Consider the following 25,979-nt stretch of genomic DNA (forward strand, 5'->3'; position numbering starts at 1 on the left):
TCAGATGATCACCAGTCCGCCGGAATCACACGACGACGAACATCGCGGCGCCCGTGCGCATTTCCTTCAGGTGTTCCTGTCCCAGCGTTCGCAGATGGAAGCGCTGGTGAGCCGGCGTGTCGGCTGCCGAGCAACCGCCGCCGATCTGGTGCAGGATTTGTTCCTGCGATTCTGGCGGCGGCCACTGGTGCAAGTCGAAGAACTGAGCACTTACCTGCTGCGTTGCGCCGGCAACATCGCCATCGACCATTTGCGCAGTGAAGGCACGCGGGTGCGGGTCCACGAAGGCTGGATGCCGGATCAACCGGACAGCCAGGGCAGCGAACCACAAGCCGCGCTGGAGGCGGGTAATGATCTGCGTCACGTCGAAGCGGCGTTGCGCGCGTTGCCTGAACGCACCCGGCAAATCTTTCTGCTCAACCGCATCCACGGCCGCAAATACGCTGAGATCGCCAAAGCCATGGGCCTGTCCCAAAGCGCCGTGGAAAAACATATGATGCGCGCCCTCGATGCCTGCAAGGCCAGCCTGCGGGAATCGCCAACGCGCACGCCAGGGAAAGCACTGTGAATCAACTCGACCGCGTCACCCCGACGCCCGCTCAGGAGCAGGCCGCGCTCGCCTGGCTGAGCTTGTTGCACGACCAGCCCAGCAACGGCGATCAACTCACCTTCAGTCGCTGGTTGCAGGCCGATCCCGCCCATGCCGAGGCTTACGCCCAGGCGCAAGTGCTGTGGGAATTGAGCGAAGCGCCAGCGCGAACGTTGGCCGATGAAGATGCGTTCGCCTTGCAGGGTTACCTCAATGCCATGAACCAATCCCGACGCTCCAGTGTGCGGCGCTGGTCGGGTGCGCTGGCCATGGCCGCGTGTCTGGTGCTGATGATCGGCCTCGGCGCGGGTTGGCAGCCGACGCGCTGGGTCGATGATCTGGGGGCGGACTATGTGTCTGCGCCGGGGGAAATTCGCACCGTGACGCTGGCCGATCAGTCGCAAGTCACGCTGGATGCCGACAGCGCCATCGCCGTGGATTTCAGTCGCGGTGAGCGTCATGTTCAGCTGCGTCGCGGTGCCGGGTTTTTCAGCGTGACCCACACGGGCGATCCGTTTGTGGTCGACGCTGAAATGGGCCAGGCGCGGGTGCTGGGCACGCAGTTCGAAGTGCGCCTGCAACCCCATGGCGCGCAGGTTACGGTGCTGTCTGGGCGGGTCGGCGTGACTGCGGACAAGCACGCCGAGCAGCAGATTCTGACCGCCGGCCAACAAGTGGCGTATGGCGAAGGCTCGGCGCAAAAGCTGCATGCGGTCGACAGCGAAGCGCAGTTGGCCTGGCGTCAAGGGTGGCTCAATTACTACAAAGCCACGCTGGCCGATGTGGTGCAGGACTTGGGGCGTTATTACCCGGGGCGGATTGTGCTGCTCAACGATGAACTGGCGGCGCGGCGAGTGAGTGGCAGTTTTCCGAGCAAGGATCCAGAGGCGGTGTTGAGTTCGTTGCAGGGGGTGTTGGGGTTTGAGCAGACCAGCGTTTTGGGGCATCTGATTATTTTGCGGTGAGGCTACCAGCCTCTTCGCGGGCAAGCCTCGCTCCTACAAGGATCGCGCAAAACCCGTAGGAGCGAGGCTTGCCCGCGAAGGCGTCAGTCCAACCACCACATCCCTTCCGCAAAAAAATTATTTTCAAAATTATGGTGAGGTAAACCCGACCCCCATCCGTGTAGTGACTGAAACTGCGAGTCATTCGCATCCCGTAGGTTCTACACAGGTCATTGAGCAATGAAATCCAGGGCAAAGTCGGGTTCGGTCAAACAGTGGTTGGGTGCTTCTGCACTGAGCATGTCGGCGTTATCGTTGCTGCCATCAAACGTCGCATCGGCCGCTGAGGCTGCCGGCACGCAGCAGCTTACGCAGTTCAGCTTCGCCATCGCTGCCAAGCCGCTGCCCCAGGCCTTGAGCGACTTCAGTCGGGTCACTGGCATCAGCGTGGTCTACACCGATGAAGCGCCGTACGGTCTCACCGCCCCGGCGATCAATGGCCAGTTGAGCGCCGAGCAAGCCCTGCAGCGTTTGCTCAGCGGTTCGGGTTTCACCTTCCGCCGTAGCGACGCCCACACCCTGGTGCTTGAGCCGGTGCCCACCGCCGGCACGTTAAATCTTGGCACGACCACCATCAACTCGGTGGCCGATCAATCCATGAGCTATCAGCCGCCACCCTCCAGTTCGGTGATGCGCTCGTCGGCCTTGCTCCAGGAAATCCCGCAGACCGTCAACGTCATCCCGGCCCAGGTCATTCGCGATCAGGCACCGCGCAATCTGGATGACGCGCTGGCCAACGTCAGCGGCATCACCCAGGGCAACACGCTGGCGAGCACTCAGGATTCGGTGATGACCCGCGGTTTCGGCGACAACCGTAACGGCTCGATCATGCGCGACGGCATGCCGATCGTGCAGGGCCGAGGGATGAATGCGACCGTGGACCGAGTCGAAGTGCTCAAGGGCCCGGCCTCGCTGCTTTACGGCATCCAGGACCCGGGCGGCGTGGTCAACATGGTCAGCAAGAAACCCGAACTTGAGCAATACAACGCCCTGACGCTGCGCGGTTCGACCTACGGCGACGGTAAAAACGGCAGCGGCGTCGGCCTCGACAGCACCGGCGCGCTCGGTACTTCCGGCCTCGCTTACCGCATGGTGCTGGACCACGAAGATGAAGATTACTGGCGCAATTTCGGCACCCACCGCGAGACGCTGGTGGCGCCGTCGCTGGCCTGGTTCGGCGAAAGCACCAAGCTGTTGTTCTCCTATGAACACCGCGAATTCCTGACCCCGTTCGACCGTGGCACGATCATCGATCCGCGCTCCAACCACCCGTTGGACATCTCGCGCAATGAACGCCTGGACGAGCCGTTCAACAACATGGAAGGCCGCTCGGACCTGTACCACTTCGAGGCCGATCACGAGCTCAACGACAACTGGAACGCCCACTTCGGTTACAGCTGGAACCGTGAAACCTATGACGCCAGTCAAGTGCGCGTCACCGCCATCGACACCCGACGGGGCACGCTGACCCGCAGCATGGACGGCACCCAGAACGCCATCAGCACCGACCGATTCACCACCGCCAGCCTCGAAGGTAACGTCAACCTGCTGGGCCTGCAACATGACCTGGTGTTCGGCGTCGATGACGAATACCGCAAGATCTACCGCGAAGACCTGATCCGCCAGAAAAGCCTGAGCACCTTCAGCTACGTCAACCCGGTCTATGGCCGCGAAGTCGCCGGCACCACCGTCAGCCCGGCAGACAGCGCGCAGACCGATGAGCTGCGCAGCGATTCGATCTTCCTGCAGGACTCGATCCACCTCACCGATCAATGGATTTTCGTCGCGGGCGCACGCTTCCAGGAATACGACCAATACGCCGGCAAAGGCGTGCCGTTCAAGGCCAACACCGACAGCAACGGCCAGAAGTGGGTGCCGCGCGCCGGTCTGGTCTATCGCTTCACCGATGAGCTGTCGTTCTACGGCAGCTACACCGAATCGTTCAAACCCAACTCGACCATCGCACCGCTAAGCGGCAGCAGCACCGTGCTCGATGGCAGCGTCGCGCCGGAAGAGGCCAAGTCCTGGGAAATCGGGGCCAAGCTCGATATGCCGGGGCGCGTGACCGGTAACGTCGCCCTATTCGACATCAAGAAACGCAACGTGCTGGTGGCCAATTCCGAAGGCCCGGTGACGATTTACAGCGCCGCCGGCGAAGTGCGCTCCCGGGGTCTGGAAGTGGATTTGACCGGCCAGCTCAGCGACCGTTGGAGCATGATCGGCAGCTATGCCTACACCGACGCCGAAGTCACCGAAGACCCGGACTACAAAGGCAAAAAACTGCAAAACGTCGCGAAGAACAGTGGCTCGCTGTCGGCGGTCTACGACTTCGGCACCATCATCGGCGGCGATCAATTGCGCGTCGGCGCGGGGGCACGTTATGTCGGCGAGCGGGCGGGTAACGCCGTGAATGATTTCGACCTGCCGAGCTACACCGTGGGCGATGCCTTCGCGACTTACGACACCAAGGTCGAAGGACAGAAGGTCAAGTTTCAGCTCAACGTGAAGAACCTGTTTGACCGTACCTACTACACCTCGGCGGCGAGCCGGTTCTTTGTGTCGATGGGGGATTCGCGGCAGATTTCGTTGTCGAGTACGTTGGAGTTCTGATGTCTGGTGCGGGTAATTTGAAAACTCGTATAACCCTTGTCGCTTAGCGACAAGGGTGTCTATCACTACTTAGGAGCGGGATGCAGGTGATGTTTGTTGCATGCCCGAAACATCAACCGTACCGCTCGCTTGAGTCCTCGGGCCGGGATAATTTGCTTGCCATAAAATGACGTCAAAGTTGAATTTAAGAATTCCCTTCGGAAAATCAAGCTCGGTGATTGTCACTTTTCCACTTTCGGACAAAAAGACGTGGTCGAACTCGGGGTCATGTGCAATTTGTTGAACGTACACGACATTGTTGATTTTCGGATCCTTAATATCATATTCCCCGAGGGTGACGTTGTCCTTGACGATAAATTCCCAGTGTCTGCTGCTACCCATTAATCCTATGATTTGAATGTAATCTTTTTCAATGCGCCTGAAGATAACGCGGGTACTTGCGAAGTCCGGACGATGATCTATCTTCGCTTCCACGGTGCCGGATGCAGAAGGGCCTTTTTCTAGAAGTTGGGTGTCAATTTGGGTAAGTTCGACTGAAGACATTTTTATCACTCCATAGATAGAGTTAAAAATGATCTGCCTTTGGTCGTTGTTTATCTACTGTCAGATCTGACAGGTTTGAGTGGGCGTTAATAACATCTTGTAATAACAAAACTATTTATGGCTCAAGTGAACTCTAGCGAAATGCCTGCCGATACTCCCCAGGCGTCCCCCCCAAAACCTGCCGAAACCGATTGGTGAAATGACTCGCACTGGCAAACCCACACGCCAGCGCAATCTCCCCCAGCGGCTGCGACGTCGTACGCAGCAACTCCCGCGCCCGACTCAATCGCCGCGCCAACACATACTGATGCGGCGGCAAGCCAAAGCTCTCACGAAACATCCGCGCAAAATGGTATTCCGACAGCGCACACAACGCCGCCAATTGCCCAAGGCTGATGGCCTCGGCCAATTGATTATCGATGAAGTCGACCAACTGCCGCCGCTGATGCGCCGCCAAACCGCCTTTTAGCCTCAACCCTTCGCGCATGCCGACCTGGCCGAGCAACACGTGGTTGAGCATTTCATGGGCCAGGCTGCTGGTGAGCAGGCGTTCGCCGGGTTCGTCCCAGTTGAGGGTGAGCATCTGTCGAAAGCGTCGGGCTTGTGCCGGATCGTCAAGGAAGGTGGCTTCGCGTAACTGCAGTTCGCGAGGTTCGCGGTCCAGCAGCGTGACGCAGCCGAGGGCGAATTGTTCGGGGCTGAAATACACATGGGCCAGGCGAATGTCGCCGTTGATCACCCAGCCCGATTGATGCTCGGCGGGCAGAATGCACAGCTTGTCCGGACCGCCCTTGGTGTCGGGCTGGTCGCGACGGAAGGTGCCGGTGCCGCCAGCGATGTAGCACGACAACGTGTGATGGCTAGGCGCCGCGTAGTCTTGTGCGTCGTGATGGTTGCTCCACAAGGCTGCAGCCATGCCGTCACCGAGCTCGGCGCTGTGCTCGAGGCGAGCATTGGGCGAGCGGTTGAGGGCTTGAAAGACTTGCAGGGTTTCCAGTGCGGGCATGATCGTTTTCTCTCCAACGCTTCGCATCCTACTCCGTAGACATCGGCCTGCCAGCCCGTCGGCCGACAAAAGCGCAAGTTTATGCAAGTGCGAAAAGGATTGGCGCAGGACACTGAACTCCTATTGAGGAGCCTAGCCATGAACCTGTCGCTGTACTTGCTGACCGTGCTGATCTGGGGCACCACCTGGATTGCCTTGAAATGGCAGCTGGGCGTGGTGGCCATTCCCGTGTCGATCGTCTATCGCTTCGGCCTGGCTGCGCTGGTGCTGTTCGTCCTGTTGCTGCTCAGCCGACGCCTGCAAGTGATGAACCGTCGCGGGCATTTGATTTGTCTGGCACAAGGGTTGTGCCTGTTCTGCGTCAACTTCATGTGTTTCCTGACAGCCAGTCAGTGGATTCCCAGCGGTCTGGTCGCCGTGGTGTTTTCCACCGCCACCCTGTGGAACGCGCTCAATGCACGCGTATTCTTCAGCCAGAAAATCGCCCGTAACGTATTGATGGGCGGCGCGTTGGGCTTGCTCGGACTGGGTCTGTTGTTCTGGCCAGAGCTGGCCGGTCATACCGCCAGCCCGGAAACCTTGCTCGGCTTGGGCCTGGCGTTGCTCGGCACCTTGTGTTTCTCGGCCGGCAACATGCTCTCGAGCCTGCAACAAAAGGCCGGTTTGAAGCCGCTGACCACCAACGCCTGGGGCATGGCGTACGGCGCCGCGATGTTGTCGGTGTGGTGTATGGTCAAAGGCATTCCCTTCGACATGGAATGGAATACGCGCTATATCGGCTCGTTACTGTACCTGGTGATTCCGGGTTCGGTCATCGGATTCACCGCTTACTTGACGCTCGTTGGGCGTATGGGCCCGGAACGTGCGGCCTATTGCACCGTGCTGTTCCCGGTCGTGGCGCTCAATGTCTCGGCATTTGCCGAAGGCTATCAATGGACCGCGCCGGCATTGGTGGGGTTGGTGTTGGTGATGTTGGGTAACGTGTTGGTGTTCCGCAAGCCAAAGGCGCCGATGGTGCAAGGCAATGGCAAGCTTGCTTGAAAGCGCTGAGGCCGAGCGCTTTCAGCGCTCGGTTCTGAGGGCAACGAAGATCAACAACGGAAATATGAAGTCGACAATATGCCGGGCCCAATCCTTGGCGTTCCACACTTGTGATTCATCCATGTTGAACCACTCGACACCGATCACTTGCAGGCAGACGTAATAGACAAATATGGCGATCATCAGTCCGATGAGTGAAAACTTTTTGGCCTCATGAAATAATTCGGCAGGTGCGTTTATGTTTCGGTAAAGGTGATAGGCACCTACCAGGCAAAAAGCCGTATAGATAACTTCTAGGGTGATAATAAACCAGTAGATCCTGTGGTGGAGCATGGGCGATGTGATTGCCCGGTAATTTAGATTAATGTTTCCCCGGGTGGTGTCCATGCTCAAAACATGGCCAACGTATTCATAGTTGGATGAATAATCGGTGAAGTTGCTGTACATCACCAGCAGGCCAAAAAAACTGATATAGGCCATCAGTGTAATTTTGCTGTATCTGATGATGTTGTCGGTGGTTAGGCTGTTCAAGGTTAATAATGCTCCATCACTGTTTTCCTTAGGTCGGATAAGTAGTGCGGAGTGTATAGCGCTTGATTTTTTTTAGTTGGCTGACTGGGTTGCAAGTTGTGTAAGTAGCGGGCAGAAACTTTATAAGTTTCTGCCCGTTTTTAGTTAGCCTTTCCAGACGTGCGGGTTGACCAGATCTTGCGGCCGCTCGCCCAGCAGTGCGCTGCGCAAGTTAGCCAGCGCGCGGTTGGCCATGGCCTCGCGGGTTTCATGGGTGGCGGAGCCGATGTGTGGCAATGTCACCGCGTTTTTCAATTGGAACAACGGCGACTCGGCCAGCGGTTCTTTCTCGTAGACGTCCAGGCCTGCGCCGCGAATGCGGTTGTTTTGCAGCGCTTCGATCAGCGCGGGTTCATCGACGACCGGGCCTCGGGCGATGTTGACCAGGATGGCGCTTGGCTTCATCAGTGCCAGTTCGCGGTGGCTGATCAGGTGCCTGGTTTTTTCGCTGAGCGGGACGACCAGGCAGACGAAATCGGCTTCGGCCAGCAGTTCGTCAAGGCTGCGAAATTGAGCGCCGAGTTCTTGTTCCAGCCCGGTCTTGCGGCTGTTGCCGCTGTAGATGACTGGCATGTTGAAGCCCAGGCGACCGCGACGGGCAATGGCCGCGCCGATGTTGCCCATGCCGACGATGCCCAGGGTTTTGCCGTGTATATCGCAGCCGAACAGCGGGGCGCCGACGGTGGCTTGCCATTGGCCGGCCTTGGTCCAGGCATCGAGTTCGGCGACGCGGCGGGCGCTGCTCATGAGCAGGGCGAAGGCCAAGTCGGCGGTGCTTTCGGTGAGGACATCCGGCGTGTTGGTCAGCATGATCCCGCGTTCGTTGAAGTAAGCGACGTCGTAGTTGTCGTAGCCGACCGAGACGCTGGAGACCACTTCGAGTCTGGCGGCGTTTTCCAGCTGCGCGCGGCCGAGTTTGCGACCGACACCGATCAGGCCGTGGGCGTGGGGCAGGGCTTCGTTGAATTGGGCGTTGATGTCGCCGTTTTTCGGGTTGGGGACGATGACGTCGAAGTCTTGCTTGAGGCGTTCGACCATTTCCGGGGTGACGCGGCTGAAGGCGAGGACGGTCTTTTTCATGGAAGGAGGGCTCGTCGGGGCTTGGTGAATGCCAAGCACGCTAACATTCTTCCCCGATGTTGTGCGAGTCCGCGGATTGCCGGATGTACCTGTAGGCGCGAGGCTTGCCCGCGAAGGCGGCCTGACAGCCGACCAATATCTTGCTGATGTACAAGATTCAATTGTGGGCGCTGGCTTGCCTGCGAAGGCGGCCTGACAGCCGACCAGTCACTTGCTGATGTACCCCATTCCCCTGTGGGAGTGAGCCTGCTCGTGATGGCGGGGTGTCAGACGACATTAATGTTGAATGACACACCGCCTTCGCGGGCAAGTCGGATCGCCGCACCGCTCGCTCCTACAGGTAATCAGCTGTGTGGCGAAGGTTTTGGTATGGCGACGTTGTCCAGCATCCGGTTTGCTGCCAGTTCGGCCAGCATGACGATCTGTTGAATGGCCATCGCCTTGTGCCGGTGCGGGCCTTCCAGATAGTCCGCGAAATCACTCGCCATCACACTGGCCTGGGCCAACGACTCGCAGGTATGGGCCAACAGGTCTTCGTCTTTGATATCCGGCGCAATCAAAAACATCGTGCTGGGTTTGCGGGTAGCAGGGGATTTGAGAGCAGCGGGGTTGAGGTAGTGATCCAACGCGCGCTCGGCTGCGTCGTTGAGTTTTTTGGAATCGAGGGATTCGTAGGGGGAAACGTCGTCGGTTTCCGGGGGATTCGGAGTTTCTTTAATCATTGGCAAAGATCCTTAGAGTCGAGGAGCTGCCACTTTTCGTTTTCCAGACGAAAGGGTGGCAGCTGTACGCGGACTGGAAAAACCGAGAAAGGATCAAACCCGGCAGACCCGAAGGTCTCCCACGCACAGCCGCCATAACTTAGATCGCGGTGCTGAAAAAGCGCCGCATTATGTCATGTGCTGTGATCCTTCTTCGGGTTTTCCAGACCCGATCGCTGAAATGCCAGCGACCCACAAAGCCTACCCATTTCCCGTCCGACCCAACAACCGACAGAACTCGTCGGAAGCATTCCCCAAAATCGCCGCGTCTGTAGGACCGTGAAATCAGTTCGCCACCCTAACCCCACCCAAACTCCCACTCAATTCATAGGCCACCAATTCCGCCTGATGCGCCGCCAATATCTCCGGCAACGACCCACGCAAATACTCGACCCACGTCTTGATCTTCGCATCCAGATACTGCCGCGACGGATAGATCGCATACAGATTCAATTCCTGCGACCGGTAGTTCGGCATCACCCGCACCAGCGTGCCGTTGCGCAGTCCTTCAATCGCCGCGTACACCGGCAACACGCCGACGCCCATGCCGCTGATGATTGCTGTCTTCATTGCATCAGCCGAGTTCACCAAAAACGGCGAGCTGTTGATGGTGACCATTTCCTGGCCTTCGGGACCGTCGAAGGTCCATTTCTCCAGCGGGATCACCGGGCTCACCAGGCGCAGGCACGCGTGGTTGAGCAAGTCGCTGGGCTTGTGCGCGCAGCCGTTGGCTTTCACATAAGCCGGCGAGGCGCAGACGATGCTGTAGGTGATGCCCAAACGCTGGGAGACAAAGCCCGAGTCCGGCAGTTCGCTGGCCAACACGATGGACACGTCGTAGCCCTCGTTGAGCAGGTCCGGCACGCGGTTGGCCATGGTCAGGTCGAAGGTGACGTCGGGGTGGGTTTTGCGATAGCGGGCGATGGCGTCAATCACGAAGTGCTGACCGATGCCGGTCATGGTGTGCACTTTGAGCTGCCCGGCCGGGCGCGCGTGGGCGTCGCTGGCCTCGGCTTCGGCTTCTTCGACGTAGGCCAGGATCTGCTCGCAGCGCAACAGATAGCGCTTGCCGGCCTCGGTCAGGGCGATGCGGCGGGTGGTGCGATTGAGCAGGCGGGTTTGCAGGTGGGCTTCCAGGTTGGAGACCGCGCGCGAGACGTTGGCCGTGGTGGTGTCCAGTTGCACGGCGGCGGCGGTGAAGCTGCCGGCCTCGGCCACGTAACTGAAGGCGCGCATGTTTTGCAAAGTGTCCATGGGGTGCTCTCTTGGCGAATGGCAAATTGTGACACGAAGTTTCTGTTTTTTTACAGGCGACTAAAGATGGACCAAGGGATTATCGCGCTAACGGTAACAAAGATTCACAGGATTCCCAGCTTATCGCCATTCAGGGCGCCCCCTAGAATTGCGCCGATCCTTTGTAGGCGCGAGCGGGCGGCGTTCCGACTTGCCCGCGAAGACGGTCTGACAGTCACCAATGATGTCGACTGATACGCCGCCTTCGCGGGCAAGTCGGAACGCCGCCCGCTCGCTCCTACAGGACCTCGCACGCCCCTTCTTTCAGGAATTTCAGCAGTGCCGCGTCGCATCAGCAGAGCGCTTCAGACGCTCAGTGTTTTGGCTTTATCCCTCGCAATCAGCGGCTGCATCGGCACCGGAAGAATTGCCCCGCAGGGCAAGGCACTGGAGGCCAACTCACTGGCCACCGACGAAGCTATTCAGAGTGCCGCGCAGGACGCTCACTGGCCCACCGCCCAATGGTGGCAGGCCTATGGCGACCCGCAACTGAACCGCTGGATCGACCTTGCCGTGCAAGGCAGCCCGACCATGGCCATGGCCGCCGCGCGAGTGCGACAGGCCAAGTCCATGGCCGGCATCGCCGAGTCCGCCGAGTCGTTGCAGATCAATGGCAAATCCACGCTCAAGCGCCACAACTGGCCCACCGATCAGTTCTACGGGCCGGGCGAGCTGGCCAATACGACAACCTGGGACAACAACGCCGCGCTAGGTTTCAGCTATGCCCTCGACCTCTGGGGCCGCGAAAGTAACGCCACCGAGCGCGCCGTGGACATGGCACACATGAGCGCCGCCGAAGCGCGTCTGGCCCAGCTCGAATTGCAGAACAACATCGTGCGCGCCTACGTCGAACTGTCGTTGCATTACGCGCAGCGGGACATTGTCGAGGCGACCCTGAACCAACAGCAGCAGATTCTCGACCTCGCGCAAAAGCGTCTGAATGGCGGCATCGGCACCCATTTCGAAGTCAGCCAGGCTGAAACGCCGCTGCCGGAAACCCATCGCCAGATCGACGCGCTGGACGAAGAAATCGCCCTGAGCCGTAACCAGCTTACTGCCCTCGCGGGGAAAGGTCCGGGCGAGGGCGCGCAATTGCAACGACCCACGCTGTCGTTGGCCGCGCCGCTGAAACTGCCGTCGGCGCTGCCCGCGCAATTACTCGGTCAACGCCCGGACGTGGTCGCCAGTCGCTGGCAAGTCGCGGCCCAGGCGCGGGGCATCGATGTGGCCCACGCCGGTTTCTACCCAAATGTCGATCTGGTCGGCAGCCTCGGCTACATGGCCACTGGCGGTGGGGCGCTGGGGTTTTTGACCGGCAAGAAACTCAATTACAGCGTCGGCCCGGCGATCTCGCTGCCGATCTTCGACGGCGGGCGCTTGCGTTCGGAACTGGGCGAAGCTTCGGCCGGGTATGACATCGCCGTAGCCAGGTACAACCAGACGCTGGTCAACGCGCTGAAGAACATCTCCGACCAGTTGATCCGTCGCGAGTCCATGGACAAGCAGCAAACCTTCGCCGCCGAGTCCGTGGCCACTGCACAGAAAACCTACGACATCGCGATGATCGCCTACCAGCGCGGCCTCACCGATTACCTCAATGTGCTCAACGCCCAGACCTTGTTGTTCAAGCAGCAGCAAGTCCAGCAGCAGGTTCAGGCGGCGCGCCTTAGTGCTCATGCCGAGCTGGTGACGGCGTTGGGTGGTGGGCTTGGTGCGGGGGACGATGTGCCAACAGACAGCCAGACCGCCGTTCCGAAAACCCCGGCCCTGCTTAAGAGCCTCTCGAATTGAACACCGTACCTGTGGGAGCGGGCTTGCTCGCGAAGGCGGAGTGTCAGGCGACATCAATGCTGACTGACACACCGCCTTCGCGAGCAAGCCCGCTCCCACAGGTTCTAAGTCTGGACTTAATTTCAGTGAGCAGAATTCCATGACTCCTTTGCCCGCACCTCTGCGCTGGCTGTATTCCCTCGAATGGCGCCGGGGTTTCTTCGACTGGGCACGCAGCGACGGCGTGACCTGGGTCTACATTTTCAAAGTGCTGTTCGCCGCGTTCCTGACCCTGTGGCTGGCGATGCGCCTGGAGTTGCCGCAACCGCGCACGGCGATGATCACCGTGTTCATCGTCATGCAACCGCAAAGCGGTCAGGTGTTCGCCAAGAGTTTTTATCGCTTTCTGGGCACTTTGGCCGGGTCGGCGGTGATGGTGACGTTGATTGCCTTGTTCGCCCAGAACACCGAACTGTTCCTCGGTTCGCTGGCGATTTGGGTCGGCATCTGTTCGGCCGGCGCCGCGCGGTATCGCAACTTTCGCGCCTACGGCTTCGTGCTCGCCGGGTACACCGCCGCGATGGTCGGTCTGCCCGCATTGGCCCATCCGGACGGCGCGTTCATGGCGGCGGTCTGGCGGGTGTTGGAGATATCCCTGGGGATTCTCTGCGCCACCGTGGTCAGTGCCGCGATCCTGCCGCAAACCGCCAGCGCGGCGATGCGCAACGCCTTGTATCAGCGCTTCGGTGTGTTTGCGTTGTTCGTCACCGATGGCCTGCGCGGTCGCAGCAAACGGGAGGCGTTCGAAGCCAGTAACGTGCGCTTTATCGCCGAGGCCGTCGGGCTGGAAGGGCTGCGCAGCGTCACCGTGTTCGAAGACCCGCACATGCGTCGACGCAACGGACGACTGAGTCGCTTGAACAGCGAATTCATGGGCATCACCACACGGTTCAACGCGTTGCACCAATTGCTCGAACGCTTGCGCAGCAGCGGCGCTGACCACGTGGTGGCGGCGAACAAACCGGGGTTGCAGGACCTGGCGGAATTGCTCGACGGCTTCAGCGGTCGCGCCTTGACCAGCCCCGACGCCGCCCGCCTGACCAGCGCGTTGTCCACCTATAAGGAAAACCTGCCCGCACGGGTTCGCAGCTTACGGGCGACCTTTCAGGAGAGCGATCCGAGCGATGCCGAGCAGCTCGATTTCCACACCGCTTACGAACTGCTCTATCGCTTCGTCGACGAGCTGCACAGTTATGCACAGACCCACGCCTCGCTGGCCGATCACAGCCATGCACGGGAGCAATGGGACGAGCCGTTCACCCCGCAAACCAACTGGATGGCCTCGGCCGCGTCGGGGATTCGTGCAGCATTCATTCTGGTGGTGCTGGGCAGTTACTGGGTGGCCACGGCATGGCCGAGCGGGGCGACGATGACCTTGATCGCCGCTGCCACCGTCGGCCTTTCCGCCGCGACGCCAAACCCTAAACGCATGGCGTTTCAGATGGCTTGCGGGACCTTCCTCGGGGCACTGGTCGGCTTCGTCGAGATGTTTTTCATCTTCCCGTGGATCGACGGTTTTCCATTGCTGTGCGTGATGCTCGCACCGGTAATCGTGCTCGGTTCGTTCCTCACTTCGCGGCCGCAATACGCCGGTGTCGGCCTCGGCTTGCTGATCTTCTTCAGCACCGGTTCGGTGCCGGACAACCTCACCGTCTACAACCCTTACGCGTTCATCAACGACTACATCGCCATGGTGCTCGGCATGCTGGTGTGCGCGGCGGCGGGGGCGATCATTCTGCCGCCGAACAGCCGCTGGTTGTGGCGCCGGCTCGAGCAGGATTTGCGTGGGCAAGTGGTGTGCGCGATCAGCGGCAAACTCAAGGGCCTGGCTTCGAGTTTCGAAAGCCGTACCCGGGATTTGCTGCATCAGGCCTATGGTCTCGCAGCGGGTCAGCCGCAGGTGCAGCGGGACTTGCTGTGCTGGATGTTCGTGGTACTGGAGGTCGGCCACGCGATCATCGAGTTGCGTAAGGAGCAGGCGATTCTGCCGGTGCATCCGGCCTACGCCGAATCCCAGCCATGGCGCCAGGCGATCCGCGTGATGGGCCGTTCGCTGGTGCGGCTGTTCCTGCAACCGAGCCAGAGCAATCTGGAGCGCGGATTGATCGCGGTCGACCATGCAATCAGTCGTGTGCAGGCCACCGATGAACCGTTCGCGCCGCACTTCGACACGTCTGCTTTGCGTCGGGTGAAGAGTTATTTGCACTTCATTCGTACTTCTCTGCTCGACCCGCAGTCACCGCTCGCCACGTATGCGAACACCTCGCCTCAAGGACTTGAACATGCCGCGTGAAATCGCCTTCCACGGCGTGTACATGCCGACCATGACGCTGATGTTTTTCATCGCCGCGGCGCTGGCCTGGGTGCTGGACCGGTTTCTGTCCGGGTTCGACCTGTACCGCTTTTTCTGGCACCCGGCGCTGCTGCGCCTGAGTCTGTTTACCTGTCTGTTCGGCGCCCTGGCGCTGACTGTCTACCGTTGACTCTCTATCACTGACTCTCTATCTCTGAAGAAGGCCCTGATGAAAAAGCTTTTCAGCCTGCTCGCCACCCTGCTGGTGCTGGCCCTCGCGATATGGATCGGCCGGACCCTCTGGGTGCATTACATGGACACGCCGTGGACCCGCGACGGTCGGGTGCGCGCCGACATCATCAACGTCGCCGCTGACGTTACCGGGGAAGTGGTCGAGGTGCCGGTACGTGACAACCAACAGGTGAAGAAGGGCGATTTGCTGATGCGCATCGACCCCGAGCACTACCGCATCGCGGTCAAGCAGGCGCAGTCGATGGTGGCCTCACGCAGGTCGACGTGGGAGATGCGCAAGGTCAACGCCCATCGCCGCGCCGACATGGACGCGCTGGTGATCTCCAGGGAAAACCGCGACGACGCAAACAACATCGCCGACTCGGCCCTGGCTGATTACCAGCATGCCCAGGCACAACTGGAAGCGGCTGAACTGAACCTCAAACGCACCGAGGTCCGCGCAGCGGTGGACGGCTACGTCACCAACCTCAACGTGCACCGCGGCGACTACGCGCGCATCGGCGAAGCGAAAATGGCCGTAGTCGATATGAACTCGTTCTGGGTGTATGGCTTCTTCGAAGAAACCAAGTTGCCGCACGTGCGCGTGGGCGATAAGGCCGACATGCAGTTGATGAGCGGCGAAGTGCTGAAGGGGCATGTGGAGAGTATTTCTCGCGGCATCTACGACCGGGATAACCCGGAGAGTCGCGAGCTGATTGCGGACGTGAACCCGACGTTCAACTGGGTGCGGCTGGCACAGCGAGTGCCGGTGCGAATTCACATTGATGAAGTGCCGGAAGGGGTGCTGTTGGCGGCGGGGATTACGTGTACCGTCGTCGTTAACTAGCCGGTAGACCGAGTCACGGCCTTCGCGAGCAAGCCCGCTCCCACATTGATCTCGGTCATACACATATTCTTTGTTCATTGGAGATCTAATGTGGGAGCGGGCTTGCTCGCGAAGGCCGCGACTCGGTCCATCAGGCATAAGACAAAGGCTCAGCCCTTGCAAAACGTCTCATGCAAATGCCACCAAACCACCTTGCCACCGGCCTGTTTCTCAAACACCACCGTTGATCGCCGATCCGAGTGCAGCCCCGTCGCATCGGTCTGCTGCTCGCGATAACTCACCACCGCGCCACCGTCGTACAGCGCGATACCCTGTAAATCGCTGAGCTCAATCCTGAAGCCGAGCTTCCTTCCGCCCGCCAGCAGAAACAACTCGTTCAACGCAGCGAAATCCAGCACCCGGCCCAATGGCGAGATCATGGAAAACTGTGGCGAAAAACGCGTGAGCAGGCATTCAAGTGCGGACTCGTCCTGGTCCTCGGCCAGCCATTGCTCGATGGCGATGTGGGCCTGGATTACTTCGTCGAAGTATTCGGTGTAGTCGGTCATGTTTGATTCCTGAAATTTTGCAGCGTCTGTTCCGGCGACTTCGCGAGCAGGCTCGCTCCCACATTTGAAATGCATTTCCCTGTGGGCTTGCTCGCGAAGGGGGCGACACGGTCTCAGAGTTGCCCGCGCAACCCAAACCGCTTCATCAACCCCGCCTCCAACAACCCTTTAGGCAGCAACCCCGCCAACAACGGCAACGCCCGGCTGCCGTTGCCCAGGCGAATCAGTCGCGGTGGTTTGCTTTGCTGCACAGCCTTGAGCAAACCCATCGCAAACTCCTTGGCCGGCGTCGGTTTGTCCTGAGAGGCCTTGGCCCGCGCACGAATGCCTTCACGCAGCGGAAACCAAGGTGATTGTTCAGTGATCAACTGCTCCGCCTCATGCCCGGCATTCTTGGCGAAACTGGATTCGATCGCACCCGGCTGCACTTCCATCACGCGGACGCCAAACGGCGCCAACTCCATGCGCAACGCATCGCTCAACGCATGCACCGCTGCTTTCGAGGCGCAGTACGCGCCGGCAAACGGCGTGACCAATACCCCGGAAACGCTGCCGATGTTCACCACGATCCCTTTGGCCCGACGCAGCACCGGAAACAGTGCGCGGGTCACACCGACAATCGCAAACACATTGGTTTCGAACTGCCGCTGCATCGCCGGTACACCGCCGTCGAGCAGCGGCCCCATGGCGCCATAACCGGCGTTGTTGATCAGCACATCGAGGCCGCCATGTTGCTGATTGATGCGCTCGCTCAGCTGTTCAAGGGCCACGCCGTCGTTGACGTCCAGTTGCACGGCGGTGAAACCGGCGGCGGCCAGAGCAGCCACGTCTTCAGCCTTGCGGGCGCTGGCCCAGACTTCGTATCCGGCACCTTTGAACACGTCGGCGAGGGCGCGGCCAATGCCGCTGGAGCAACCGGTAATCAACGCAACGGGCATGGCGCGGTCCTTGTGCAAAAAGAAGTAGGGGATCAGTCGGAGAAACTACCCTGTAAACGCTCGGCGCGAAACTCCAGGGTTTGCGGGCGATATCCAGGACGCAGCGGCGGCAGGGGCAAGCAGTCTTCCCAATTGGCGCCGGCCTGCAATTCACCGGGGCCGCGATAGCGCGGGGCAGCGTATTGATTGTCGGCCAGATTGACCGTATCGCCCGGCGCATACGCGGCGACGCGCCAGCGCAACTCGGTCAGCGGCACGTCGTTGCCGTTGTTCATGGTCAGCTGCAACGGGCGGTCTGCCGGGCAGTGTTCCGGCGCGTAGGTGATGCGCAACTCCAGGCGCGCCAGTTGCTTGACCTCGCGGTTGTCCATCCAGATCACCCACGTGGCCACCAGACCCAGCCCGATGGCGGCCGCCACAGAGACCGGCAACGCCTTGGCCGGGTAGCGCAGTAATAAAATCAGCCAGGTGATGACCAGCAGGACGCCGATGAACATATTTGAACGCTCCTTGAACTCATGACCACCATCCTACCGAACGGTTGCGGGAATGGACATTCGCGGATCAACCGTGATCACCGTTGGTCGGCACTGTAATTTCTGACAGTAGCCAGCCCCGGCCACGAGGGGTTGGATAACCGCAAGCAAACAGGGACGAACCGGCATGCAGGCATCGACGACGGGAATGCACTACAAAACACCCCGATTGTTCGTCGTGGACCCGCGAGGGCTGCCGGTTCGTTCGGTTGATTATTGGCGCCAGATCGAAGGTGCCCCGGCTCAGGCGCGCATCAACCGCACCCTCCACGATGTCGCAGGTTTCGCGATCAAGCAGTGGGATCCGCGGCTGTGGGCGTTGCAAAAGGACGACCCCTCCACCCCGGCCAATCTCACGACCGTGCATTCGTTGCCCGGTGATCCCTTCTGTACGGTCAGTGTCGATGCCGGCTCACAGATCAGTCTTTTCGGTTTGGCCAGTGAAGTGCGGCAGGGCTGGGACAGTCGCGGTACCCGACGCGAGATTCACTACGACGACCTGCTTCGTCCCGTGGCGGTGTTTGAGCATGTCGCCACGCAACCACACCAGTGTGCCGAACGTATGGAATATGGTGGGGCCGATCCGGTTTACCGCGATCGTAACCAATGCGGGCAGTTGATTCGCCAGGATGGCCCCGGCGGGACCGTGCTGTTTGCGGCGTTTGCGATCACCGGCCAATGCACAACGCACGTTCAGCACTTCACCCGGCAAGCCGTTGCGCCGGATTGGCCGGAACCGATAGCCGATCGACAAACACTGCTGGAGCCGGGAGAGGGTGCCGTCTCGACGTGGCGTTACGGGCCGTTGGGTGATGTGCTGGAAACGGTCGATGCCCGGCAGAACCGCCAGACCTTCGCCTTCACCGTGGATGGCCGGCTGCGCCAAAGCGCCTTGAAGCTGGCCGGCAAAACCAATTGGCAAACGCTGGTCAGCGAGATCGAGTACAACGCCGACGGGCAGACCCTACGAGAAGTGGCGGGTAATGGCGTACAAACAACGCTCACGTATGACCCTGAGGACGGCCGTCTAGTGGAGCGGCGAGCGTACAGCGATAAAGCCGGACTGCTGCAACATCTGTTATACGCCTATGACCTAATGGGCAATGTGCTGAGTATCGAAGACAAGGCGCTGCCGGTGCGTTACTTCAACAACCAACGCATCGACCCTCTCAGTCGTTTTATCTACGACAGTGTTTATCAATTGATCCAGGCGTTTGGCTGGGAGGCGGGCGGCCCCAACCGAGGACCGGATTCTGTCGGTCGCGCTGATCCGGCGGCGATCACCAATTACCATCAGACTTACTGCTACGACGAGGGCGGCAACCTGCTGAAGCTGACGCATGTCGGCGCACAGAATCCGTGCAGTGAACTGACCGCCGCACAGTACAGCAATCGCTGCCTGCCCTGGCGCAACGGCGTGCCACCAACCGAAGCAGAAATCGCCGCTGCATTTGATGCCAACGGCAATTTGCTGGTGCTCGATCAAGGACGCTTTCTGACTTGGGATTTGCGTAACCAGCTGCACTCGGTCAGCCCGGTAGAGCGCGATTCCGGACGCAATGACTGTGAACGCTATCTCTATGATGGCGCTGGCCAGCGCGTGCGCAAAACTCGCTCGTTGCAGACCAATGCCCGAACCGTGACGGCTGAAGTGCGTTACTTGCACGGGCTGGAACTTCGTACCGACAACGGCACCGGGGAGGTGCTGCAGGTCATCACCGCACAGGCCGGCCTCAACACCGTGCGGGTGCTGCATTGGGAAAGCGTTCCACCGTCCGGGGTCAACGATCAGCACCGGTACACCCTGGTCGATCACCTGAAATCCTGCACCGTGGAACTGGCCGACGATGCACAAATCATCAGCCAGGAAGTCTTTTACCCCTACGGTGAAACCGCGTGGTACGCCGGCCCGGATGTGATCGCCATCGACTATAAAACCCTTCGTTATTCGGGCAAGGAGCGGGATGCGACAGGGCTTTTTTACTATGGGCTGCGTTACTACGTACCGTGGTTGTTCCGTTGGCTCAATCCTGACCCCAAAGGATTCATTGATGGGCCTAATCTTTATCAGATGGTAAGAAACAATCCCATGACTTACGTCGACAGCGACGGTGGAGGATTGACCGACGCTTCGGAGCTGAACGACAGCCTGGACAAGCAAAGTTCCTTGTTGAAATCCGTGGGAGGTGGCGCTGCTGACTTCAAGAATTCGCTACTCAATCACGTTTATGCGCAGCATCGTTTCAAAGCGTTGGGCAGGCGTGTCATTACCCAGCTTGCCAGCAGTGCTGTCAGTTCGGTGGGTACGGCGGCGGGGGCTGCGGCCGGCGGTGCCATTGGTGGGCTAGCAGGACCTGTGACCGGAGGGTTGGGAAGCAAAGCGGGGGCAGCTGTCGGGGCTAAAGCGGCAAGTGCGCTGATTTCCAGGGTGGTGGATACGCATCAACTGGATCGCCCGATCAGCTTCAAGGGTAACGAAATGAACCCTAAATCATTCATCGAGGCCGTTGAACCCAAAAAGAAAACCAACCTGAAGACGATAAAATTCGAGCTGTCGGCGATGGACCCGCGGACCCGTGAAGGGCGAACAGAACTGGGGAAAAAGGTTGCCACCGCAGTGGTTGATAAAGTTATCGACAAGGTCGCCAGCAAGCTGGGATCAGAAGCGCCGGGCCTGATCAAGACAGGCCGGGAGTTTTACCAGGCGTCACAGGGCCTGAATGCCGCATCGCTCAGTGAAGTTCACGGCGACATACCGGCGGTGATCGATCTGCTGGAATTCAGGATGCAGGCCATCAACAACGAGTTCGCCAGCTCTGGCAGTTCGGACCCGAACGCCTTCGAGCGTATCGCCGAGCTCTCATCGCAGACAGGGGAAGTCGTTCAGAATTTAAACAGAAATCAGGATTTGATCGGGCTTGTTGCGCCCAAGCCTTATGCTGGTAGACGGCAGTCGTTGAGTGGAAAGTCCCATTCAGCTCCGGTTCGGCAGCTGTCACAGGGCTGACACCAGCAAAAAAAACCCCGCCCAACCCGCTGCGGATAGGGAACGCAGCAAACTGGACGGGGGCTTCTGGTTTTGCTTAACGCTTACTGCGCGATGGTTTTCACCGACACGCCGCGTTCGATCGGGGTGGAGCGACCGTAGATATCTTCAAACCGCTCGATATCGTCTTCGCCCAGGTAGCTGCCCGATTGCACTTCGATGATCTCAAGTGGAATCTTGCCCGGGTTGCGCAGACGGTGGACCGACGCGATCGGGATGTAGGTCGACTGGTTTTCGCAAAGCAGGAACACGTTGTCGTCGCAGGTCACTTCGGCAGTGCCGCTGACCACGATCCAGTGTTCGGCGCGGTGGTGGTGCATTTGCAGCGACAGGCACGCTCCCGGTTTGACCGAGATGTGCTTGACCTGGAAGCGGCCGCCCATGTCCACCGAGTCGTAGGAGCCCCACGGACGATAGACTTCGCAGTGGTTCTGGGTTTCAGTGCGGCCCTGCTCGTTGAGGGTGTTGACCATCTGTTTCACGCCTTGGACCGAGTCCTTGTGGGCGATCATCATGGCGTCCTTGGTTTCGACGACCACGATGTTTTCCAGGCCGATCACCGACACCAGTTTGCCGTTGCCGTGGATCATGCAGTTCTTGCTGTCCTGAATGACCACGTCGCCTTTGGTGACGTTACCGTTGACGTCTTTGTCATTCACTTCCCACAGCGACGCCCAGCAACCGACATCGCTCCAGCCAGCGGTCAGCGGCACGACGCAGGCGCGCTGGGTTTTTTCCATGACCGAGTAATCGATGGAATTGTCCGGGCAGCAGGCGAAAGTGGCTTCGTCGATGGTGATGGTGTCGGCATCCTGTTTGCTGCGCTCAAGGGTCAGCAGGCAGGTGTCGTAGATGTCCGGATCGTGTTTTTTCAGCTCTTCCAGGAAGCGGCTGGCGCGGAACAGGAACATGCCGCTGTTCCAGAAGTAGCCGCCGGACTGGACGAACTCGGTGGCGCGTTTCACGTCCGGTTTTTCGACGAAGTGCGAGACGCGGCTGACGCCTTCGGGCAGCAGCGAGTCATTGGTGGACTTGATGTAGCCGTAGCCGGTTTCCGGTTTGGTGGCCGGCACGCCGAACAGCACCATTTCGCCGTTTTCGGCAGCGACGGTGGCCAGGGCCAAGGCGCGTTGCAGGGCTTTCTGGTCTTCCAGTACGTGGTCGGCCGGCAGCACCAGCATCAACTCGTCACGACCTTCGTTGACCAGCATCATCGCGGTCAGGGCCACGGCCGGCGCAGTGTTGCGGCCGAACGGTTCCATCAGGATGCGCTGGGTTTCCAGTTTACGGTTGGTCAGTTGCTCGTTGACGATGAAGCGGTGGTCTTTGTTGCAGACCACGATCGGGGTGTCCATGCCTTCAAACACCAGGCGTTCCAGGGTTTGCTGGAACAGCGTGTGTTCGCCGGTCAGGGCGAGGAACTGTTTAGGGAACTGCTTGCGCGAAAGCGGCCAAAGACGTGAGCCGCTACCACCTGACAAGATCACCGGAATCATGTTGTTACTCCTTGAAAATCGTATGGGTCAGAGCTACTGCGTTCTGTCGTTTCACTCTTGTTCTTATTCCGTGTCCCAACTGACACCTCGGTCCCTTGTAGGAGCATGGCTTGCCAGCGAAGGCGGTCTCAAGGGCCTCTTCGCCGGCAAGCCGTGCTCCTACAGGGAAAGGGGTCAGTCGGGCAAAATGTTTAGCGCGTCGAAACCGGGCGTTTTACCCAGACTGGCGACAGGCTGCTGCCTTTACCGGTGACGTAGAGCACGGCGGCTTCACCGCGTTCCAAGGCAACCGGCTTCACGTCGCCGACTTTGGTGGCGCCGTCATACAGGGCCAGGCTGACTTTGACCGGGTTGATTTCACGCTCGCCACGGCCCTTGGCGGCCACGGACGGAACCACTTCGGTCTTGCCGTCAGCGGTTTTCAGGGTCAGGGCCTTGTCGCTGAGGTTCTGTACGCGAACCAGGGATTTCTGCTTGTTCTTGAATGGCGGCTCTTCGATCAGTTGCGGCGCGCCGCTGGCGTTGTTGACCAGGGTGTAATAGTGATCGCCGGCCAGTTTCACCGGCAGGGTCTGGCTGCCGACCTTGGCGCTGTAGTCGCCGCCCGGCATGAAGCTGAAGTCGGTGCTGGACAGCGGCGCGACTTCGGCCAGGTTGGTGGTGCCGACGGTGGCGCTGACTTCAGCGTTACCGGCGTTGTAGACACGTACGAAGCTCGAACCTTTCGGTGCAGTCGGGCCGTAGAGTGCGGCGTCGCCAGCGAAGGCGGACATCGACAACACGCTCATGCCAGCGACGAGAGCAAAGGTCTTGGCGAGACGGCGAGGAGTAGTAGTGAAAGTCATGGTGTACCTCTCTTTCAGTTTTGCGCCCGGTCGGGCGTCTCGGATTTAGTGTTTGCGGCTACGTTTTGTTGGCGAGCACCAGCTTCTTTGAGCGCTGCGACCCACTGCGGGTCGGCGTCGCCGATTTCGTTGTTCACAGGCAGATAACGTTCAGGAAACTCCCAGATCAGCACTTGTGGCGGGCTGTTCTTGAAAGCGTCACTTTTCAGGTAGCTGAGCATCGGCAGAATCGGGCCGTGGCCGTCTTCGGCGTAATTGACCACGTCGCTGTTCAGCGCTTGTTTCAACGCTCCGACGAAGTTCCAGTTAGGGTTGGCGCTGTAGCTGGTGCCGATCAGGGCCACCGGCACTTCAGTGTTGGCGAACAGCGCGTCATCACCGGCAGGCTGGTCTTGCGCCGCCACGGTGTTGCGCTTTTGCAAAGGTTCCGTCTTCGGCATCAGGTTTTCGAACAGCGGGTCCAGCGGCAGGAACAACCGCAGGTCGCCCTTGTGCGTGACTTTCTCCGCAGGTTCAGTAACGAAGTGTTGCGGCTCGCCGCTGAGCGGGGTTTTCTCGGCAATGGTTTTGGCCAGGGTTTCGGCGGCGATTTGCGCGCCTTCCGGAGTCCAGTGGGTGTCAGTGCGCAAGAACACTTGCTGACCATCCAGCTTGGCTTTCAGCATCGGGCCGAACAGGTCGGGCGCGATGATTTTGTTGGCCGCCACACGAGCGTGGAAGTCTTCATAGAGGTTGGCGTGAATGCTCGAAGGCTTCACTGCGCCCAGGTGCTCCGGGTACAGGCGAGTTTTGGCCGGCACAATCGCCATCACCAGTTTCACGCCCTTGGCTTTCAATTCCTGACGCACGCCTTCTACGAGCGCGTAGTTGCCTTGCAGGTTCAACTCTTCGTTGACGATCGGGTTGAATTCTTCATCGCTGTACAACCATTGATCGCGACCGAGCACTACGCCCGGACGACCTTCGTTGAACAGTTTGAAATCCAGCGCGGCCCAAAGGTTGGTGCCCAGGCGCTTGATCGGGAACTCGTCGTCGTAGTGCGTTTCCACGGCTTTGGCCCAGCGGCCATTGAGCACCGTCGCATCGGCGTTGGTGCTGAAACCGAAGAAGCTGCGCGTGGACCACAGGCCCAGCACCAGCAGGGTCACCATGAACAGGGCGATGTAGAAGATACGTAATGAGCGGGTCATGGTCAGATCCCTCAGAACTGGAAGTAAAGGAACGGCGAGAAGCTTTGCGCCGAGAGTTTGAAAATCGAGGCGATGAACAGCACCAGTACCAGCGTGCGCATCACGTAACGGGACCAGTCCGCGGTCCAGTAGGCCGGTTGCACGGTGGCTTCAACGCCGACGGTGTAACCAGGCTCGTGGATGCTGGCCGGGTTGTCGCCCGGGACTGCTTTGATCATTCCAGGCTGAGCGGCGCCCGGGCCATCGGCCTCGACGTTCACCACAGGCTTGGTCTTCTCAGGCGGCAGGTTGCTGTAGAAATCACGGATGCCGAAGAACGCCAGAGTCATGTAAGCCACCACCAGGGTTGCCACTTGCAGGCCGGTGAGGCTGGCCGCGTTGAGTTCCGACAGTGACCATTCGCCGAAGCTGAACATCGCGCCGTACATACGACCGGCGACGTGCAGGTTTTCCGAGCGGAAGATCACCCAGCCCATGACCACGAGCAGGAAAGTCAGTGCCCAGCGGATCGGGTTGATGCTGCGTGGCGAGGTGTTCAGGCCCAGGGCCTTTTCGATCGCCAGCCACATGCCGTGCCAGGCGCCCCAGATGACGTACGTGATGTTCGCGCCGTGCCACAGACCACCCAGCAACATGGTCAGGAACAGGTTGCGATAGGTCATCAGCGTGCCTTTACGGTTACCGCCCAGCGTGATGTACAGGTAGTCACGCAGCCAGGTGGACAGGCTGATGTGCCAGCGACGCCAGAACTCGGTGATCGACTGGCTGATGTACGGCTGCTTGAAGTTTTCCATGAAGCGGAAACCCATCATCAAGCCCAGGCCGATCGCCATGTCGCTGTAACCGGAGAAGTCGAAATACAGCTGCGCGGTGTAGGCCAGCGCGCCGAGCCAGGCGTCGCCCGTGGTCGGGTTCTGCAAGGCGAAACAATGGTCGGCCACCACCGCGAGGGTGTCGGCGATGAAGACCTTTTTGATGAAGCCCTGCATGAACCGCGTGGCACCTTCGGAAAACTTGTCGAGGGTGTGGGTGCGGTTGTTGAACTGGTCGGCGAGGTCGCGAAAACGCAACACCGGGCCGGCGATCAGGTGCGGGAAGATCGCCACGAACGCGGCAAAGTCGATCAGGTTGCGGGTCGCCGGGGTATCACCCCGGTAGACGTCGATGATGTAGCTGATGGACTCGAAGATGTAGAACGAGATCCCGATCGGCAACAGCACGTGGGTCAGGATGAACGGCGACAGACCGACCGAGGTCATCATCGCGTTGATGCTGTCGACGCCGAAGTTGGCGTACTTGAAGTAGCCGAGAATGCACAGGTCGACGCCCACGCCCAGGAGCAACCAGCGCTGTGCCGGTTTGGTCCGAACGCCTGCGGCACCGACTTTGAGGCCGATCCAGTAGTTCCACAACGTGACGGCTGCGAACAGCGCAAGGAAGTCCACACGCCACCAGGCATAGAACACGTAGCTGGCGAGCAGCAGCAGCAGGTTGCGATAGCGTATTCCGCTTAAGTAGTACATGCCGAGAAAGATCGGCAAGAACAAAAACAGGAACACGTTGGATGAAAATACCATCCCGGTCTCTCCACGTTTAACCAACAGTCAAGGGCCAACGGCCCCCCCAAACCCCCCACGAAATTCGGGAGGATGTATTGCATTCAAAATCGCCGCGATTACCTG

General features: G+C 59.7%; 22 protein-coding genes. 9 read left to right on the forward strand and 13 right to left on the reverse strand.

Going from position 1 to position 25,979, the window contains the following annotated elements; genetic code table 11:
• Positions 1-4: 4 nt before the first annotated feature.
• From ACYZTM_RS20425 to ACYZTM_RS20435, 3 genes are all read left to right on the forward strand, one after another.
• A complete protein-coding gene (locus ACYZTM_RS20425; RefSeq protein WP_131061140.1) occupies positions 5-568 on the forward strand; it encodes an RNA polymerase sigma factor in 564 nt (187 codons plus the stop codon).
• Positions 565-1,554: a FecR family protein gene (locus ACYZTM_RS20430; protein ID WP_461984333.1), complete on the forward strand. Its 990-nt coding sequence runs from the start codon at positions 565-567 to the stop codon at positions 1,552-1,554. Before ACYZTM_RS20425 ends, ACYZTM_RS20430 begins: the two co-directional genes overlap by 4 nt.
• A gap of 219 nt (positions 1,555-1,773) precedes the next feature.
• Entirely contained in the window at positions 1,774-4,203 is a 2,430-nt protein-coding gene (locus ACYZTM_RS20435) for a TonB-dependent siderophore receptor (protein ID WP_461984335.1), read from the forward strand.
• Between the two features lie 69 nt (positions 4,204-4,272).
• Here ACYZTM_RS20435 and ACYZTM_RS20440 read toward each other — a convergent pair whose 3' ends face one another.
• Both ACYZTM_RS20440 and ACYZTM_RS20445 read right to left on the reverse strand, forming a co-directional pair.
• A complete protein-coding gene (locus tag ACYZTM_RS20440; protein ID WP_461984337.1) occupies positions 4,273-4,746 on the reverse strand; it encodes a hypothetical protein in 474 nt (157 codons plus the stop codon).
• 133 nt (positions 4,747-4,879) lie between these two features.
• On the reverse strand, positions 4,880-5,752 hold the full coding sequence (locus tag ACYZTM_RS20445; RefSeq protein WP_461984339.1) for a helix-turn-helix domain-containing protein: 873 nt from the start codon (positions 5,750-5,752) through the stop codon (positions 4,880-4,882).
• Positions 5,753-5,890: 138 nt separating this feature from the next.
• On the opposite strand from ACYZTM_RS20445, the gene ACYZTM_RS20450 reads away from it, so the two are divergent.
• Positions 5,891-6,793, forward strand: a complete 903-nt coding sequence (locus ACYZTM_RS20450; protein WP_461984341.1) for a DMT family transporter — start codon at positions 5,891-5,893, stop codon at positions 6,791-6,793.
• 21 nt (positions 6,794-6,814) lie between these two features.
• Here ACYZTM_RS20450 and ACYZTM_RS20455 read toward each other — a convergent pair whose 3' ends face one another.
• The 4 genes from ACYZTM_RS20455 to ACYZTM_RS20470 all read right to left on the reverse strand — a co-directional run bounded on the left by ACYZTM_RS20455 (position 6,815) and on the right by ACYZTM_RS20470 (position 10,458).
• Entirely contained in the window at positions 6,815-7,324 is a 510-nt protein-coding gene (locus ACYZTM_RS20455; RefSeq protein ID WP_461984343.1) for a DUF2165 family protein, read from the reverse strand.
• A 144-nt stretch (positions 7,325-7,468) separates the two neighbouring features.
• Entirely contained in the window at positions 7,469-8,443 is a 975-nt protein-coding gene (locus ACYZTM_RS20460) for a 2-hydroxyacid dehydrogenase (protein ID WP_461984345.1), read from the reverse strand.
• A 344-nt stretch (positions 8,444-8,787) separates the two neighbouring features.
• Positions 8,788-9,165 (reverse strand): DUF6124 family protein, encoded by a 378-nt coding sequence (locus ACYZTM_RS20465; protein ID WP_461984347.1) that lies wholly within the window; start codon positions 9,163-9,165, stop codon positions 8,788-8,790.
• A 324-nt stretch (positions 9,166-9,489) separates the two neighbouring features.
• Positions 9,490-10,458 (reverse strand): LysR family transcriptional regulator, encoded by a 969-nt coding sequence (locus ACYZTM_RS20470; RefSeq protein WP_131063472.1) that lies wholly within the window; start codon positions 10,456-10,458, stop codon positions 9,490-9,492.
• Positions 10,459-10,776: 318 nt separating this feature from the next.
• On the opposite strand from ACYZTM_RS20470, the gene ACYZTM_RS20475 reads away from it, so the two are divergent.
• From ACYZTM_RS20475 to ACYZTM_RS20490, 4 genes are all read left to right on the forward strand, one after another.
• A complete protein-coding gene (locus tag ACYZTM_RS20475) occupies positions 10,777-12,288 on the forward strand; it encodes an efflux transporter outer membrane subunit (protein ID WP_461984350.1) in 1,512 nt (503 codons plus the stop codon).
• A gap of 139 nt (positions 12,289-12,427) precedes the next feature.
• Positions 12,428-14,620, forward strand: a complete 2,193-nt coding sequence (locus ACYZTM_RS20480) for an FUSC family protein (RefSeq protein WP_461984352.1) — start codon at positions 12,428-12,430, stop codon at positions 14,618-14,620.
• Complete coding sequence (locus ACYZTM_RS20485) at positions 14,610-14,810, forward strand: DUF1656 domain-containing protein (RefSeq protein WP_131063469.1); 201 nt, start codon at positions 14,610-14,612, stop codon at positions 14,808-14,810. Before ACYZTM_RS20480 ends, ACYZTM_RS20485 begins: the two co-directional genes overlap by 11 nt.
• Before the next feature lie 39 nt (positions 14,811-14,849).
• Positions 14,850-15,698, forward strand: a complete 849-nt coding sequence (locus ACYZTM_RS20490) for an efflux RND transporter periplasmic adaptor subunit (protein WP_461984354.1) — start codon at positions 14,850-14,852, stop codon at positions 15,696-15,698.
• Between the two features lie 149 nt (positions 15,699-15,847).
• Here the strand turns inward: ACYZTM_RS20490 and ACYZTM_RS20495 are convergent, their stop codons facing one another.
• The 3 genes from ACYZTM_RS20495 to ACYZTM_RS20505 form a co-directional block, all read right to left on the reverse strand.
• The gene (locus tag ACYZTM_RS20495; protein WP_461984356.1) at positions 15,848-16,246 is read right to left on the reverse strand and encodes a DUF4440 domain-containing protein; all 399 of its coding nucleotides are present in this window, start codon (positions 16,244-16,246) and stop codon (positions 15,848-15,850) included.
• Positions 16,247-16,359: 113 nt separating this feature from the next.
• Positions 16,360-17,184: an SDR family oxidoreductase gene (locus ACYZTM_RS20500; protein ID WP_461984358.1), complete on the reverse strand. Its 825-nt coding sequence runs from the start codon at positions 17,182-17,184 to the stop codon at positions 16,360-16,362.
• 32 nt (positions 17,185-17,216) lie between these two features.
• Positions 17,217-17,681, reverse strand: coding sequence for a multidrug transporter (locus tag ACYZTM_RS20505; protein ID WP_131063464.1), 465 nt, complete (start codon positions 17,679-17,681; stop codon positions 17,217-17,219).
• Positions 17,682-17,847: 166 nt separating this feature from the next.
• Here ACYZTM_RS20505 and ACYZTM_RS20510 point away from each other — a divergent pair, with 166 nt between their 5' ends.
• Positions 17,848-20,727 carry an RHS repeat domain-containing protein gene (locus ACYZTM_RS20510; RefSeq protein ID WP_461984360.1) on the forward strand — a complete coding sequence of 960 codons (2,880 nt, stop codon included), beginning with the start codon at positions 17,848-17,850 and terminating at the stop codon, positions 20,725-20,727.
• An 83-nt stretch (positions 20,728-20,810) separates the two neighbouring features.
• Here ACYZTM_RS20510 and ACYZTM_RS20515 read toward each other — a convergent pair whose 3' ends face one another.
• From ACYZTM_RS20515 to ACYZTM_RS20530, 4 genes are all read right to left on the reverse strand, one after another.
• Complete coding sequence (locus ACYZTM_RS20515; RefSeq protein ID WP_131063360.1) at positions 20,811-22,262, reverse strand: mannose-1-phosphate guanylyltransferase/mannose-6-phosphate isomerase; 1,452 nt, start codon at positions 22,260-22,262, stop codon at positions 20,811-20,813.
• Between the two features lie 191 nt (positions 22,263-22,453).
• Positions 22,454-23,107: an alginate O-acetyltransferase AlgF gene (locus tag ACYZTM_RS20520; RefSeq protein ID WP_131063359.1), complete on the reverse strand. Its 654-nt coding sequence runs from the start codon at positions 23,105-23,107 to the stop codon at positions 22,454-22,456.
• 14 nt (positions 23,108-23,121) lie between these two features.
• The gene (locus ACYZTM_RS20525) at positions 23,122-24,297 is read right to left on the reverse strand and encodes an alginate O-acetyltransferase (protein ID WP_131063358.1); all 1,176 of its coding nucleotides are present in this window, start codon (positions 24,295-24,297) and stop codon (positions 23,122-23,124) included.
• 11 nt (positions 24,298-24,308) lie between these two features.
• Complete coding sequence (locus ACYZTM_RS20530; RefSeq protein ID WP_461984363.1) at positions 24,309-25,874, reverse strand: MBOAT family O-acyltransferase; 1,566 nt, start codon at positions 25,872-25,874, stop codon at positions 24,309-24,311.
• Positions 25,875-25,979 lie beyond the last annotated feature (105 nt).

Source organism: Pseudomonas sp. MDT2-39-1, assembly GCF_054898085.1.

Bases quoted from the DNA above. Each gene is read 5' to 3' on its own strand.
- ACYZTM_RS20425 (WP_131061140.1), top strand. From the start codon at position 5: ATGATCACCAGTCCGCCGGAATCACACGACGACGAACATCGCGGCGCC.
- ACYZTM_RS20435 (WP_461984335.1), top strand. From the start codon at position 1,774: ATGAAATCCAGGGCAAAGTCGGGTTCGGTCAAACAGTGGTTGGGTGCT.
- ACYZTM_RS20440 (WP_461984337.1), bottom strand. From the start codon at position 4,746: ATGTCTTCAGTCGAACTTACCCAAATTGACACCCAACTTCTAGAAAAA.
- ACYZTM_RS20445 (WP_461984339.1), bottom strand. From the start codon at position 5,752: ATGCCCGCACTGGAAACCCTGCAAGTCTTTCAAGCCCTCAACCGCTCG.
- ACYZTM_RS20450 (WP_461984341.1), top strand. From the start codon at position 5,891: ATGAACCTGTCGCTGTACTTGCTGACCGTGCTGATCTGGGGCACCACC.
- ACYZTM_RS20460 (WP_461984345.1), bottom strand. From the start codon at position 8,443: ATGAAAAAGACCGTCCTCGCCTTCAGCCGCGTCACCCCGGAAATGGTC.
- ACYZTM_RS20465 (WP_461984347.1), bottom strand. From the start codon at position 9,165: ATGATTAAAGAAACTCCGAATCCCCCGGAAACCGACGACGTTTCCCCC.
- ACYZTM_RS20470 (WP_131063472.1), bottom strand. From the start codon at position 10,458: ATGGACACTTTGCAAAACATGCGCGCCTTCAGTTACGTGGCCGAGGCC.
- ACYZTM_RS20480 (WP_461984352.1), top strand. From the start codon at position 12,428: ATGACTCCTTTGCCCGCACCTCTGCGCTGGCTGTATTCCCTCGAATGG.
- ACYZTM_RS20485 (WP_131063469.1), top strand. From the start codon at position 14,610: ATGCCGCGTGAAATCGCCTTCCACGGCGTGTACATGCCGACCATGACG.
- ACYZTM_RS20490 (WP_461984354.1), top strand. From the start codon at position 14,850: ATGAAAAAGCTTTTCAGCCTGCTCGCCACCCTGCTGGTGCTGGCCCTC.
- ACYZTM_RS20495 (WP_461984356.1), bottom strand. From the start codon at position 16,246: ATGACCGACTACACCGAATACTTCGACGAAGTAATCCAGGCCCACATC.
- ACYZTM_RS20500 (WP_461984358.1), bottom strand. From the start codon at position 17,184: ATGCCCGTTGCGTTGATTACCGGTTGCTCCAGCGGCATTGGCCGCGCC.
- ACYZTM_RS20505 (WP_131063464.1), bottom strand. From the start codon at position 17,681: ATGTTCATCGGCGTCCTGCTGGTCATCACCTGGCTGATTTTATTACTG.
- ACYZTM_RS20510 (WP_461984360.1), top strand. From the start codon at position 17,848: ATGCAGGCATCGACGACGGGAATGCACTACAAAACACCCCGATTGTTC.
- ACYZTM_RS20515 (WP_131063360.1), bottom strand. From the start codon at position 22,262: ATGATTCCGGTGATCTTGTCAGGTGGTAGCGGCTCACGTCTTTGGCCG.
- ACYZTM_RS20520 (WP_131063359.1), bottom strand. From the start codon at position 23,107: ATGACTTTCACTACTACTCCTCGCCGTCTCGCCAAGACCTTTGCTCTC.
- ACYZTM_RS20525 (WP_131063358.1), bottom strand. From the start codon at position 24,297: ATGACCCGCTCATTACGTATCTTCTACATCGCCCTGTTCATGGTGACC.
- ACYZTM_RS20530 (WP_461984363.1), bottom strand. From the start codon at position 25,874: ATGGTATTTTCATCCAACGTGTTCCTGTTTTTGTTCTTGCCGATCTTT.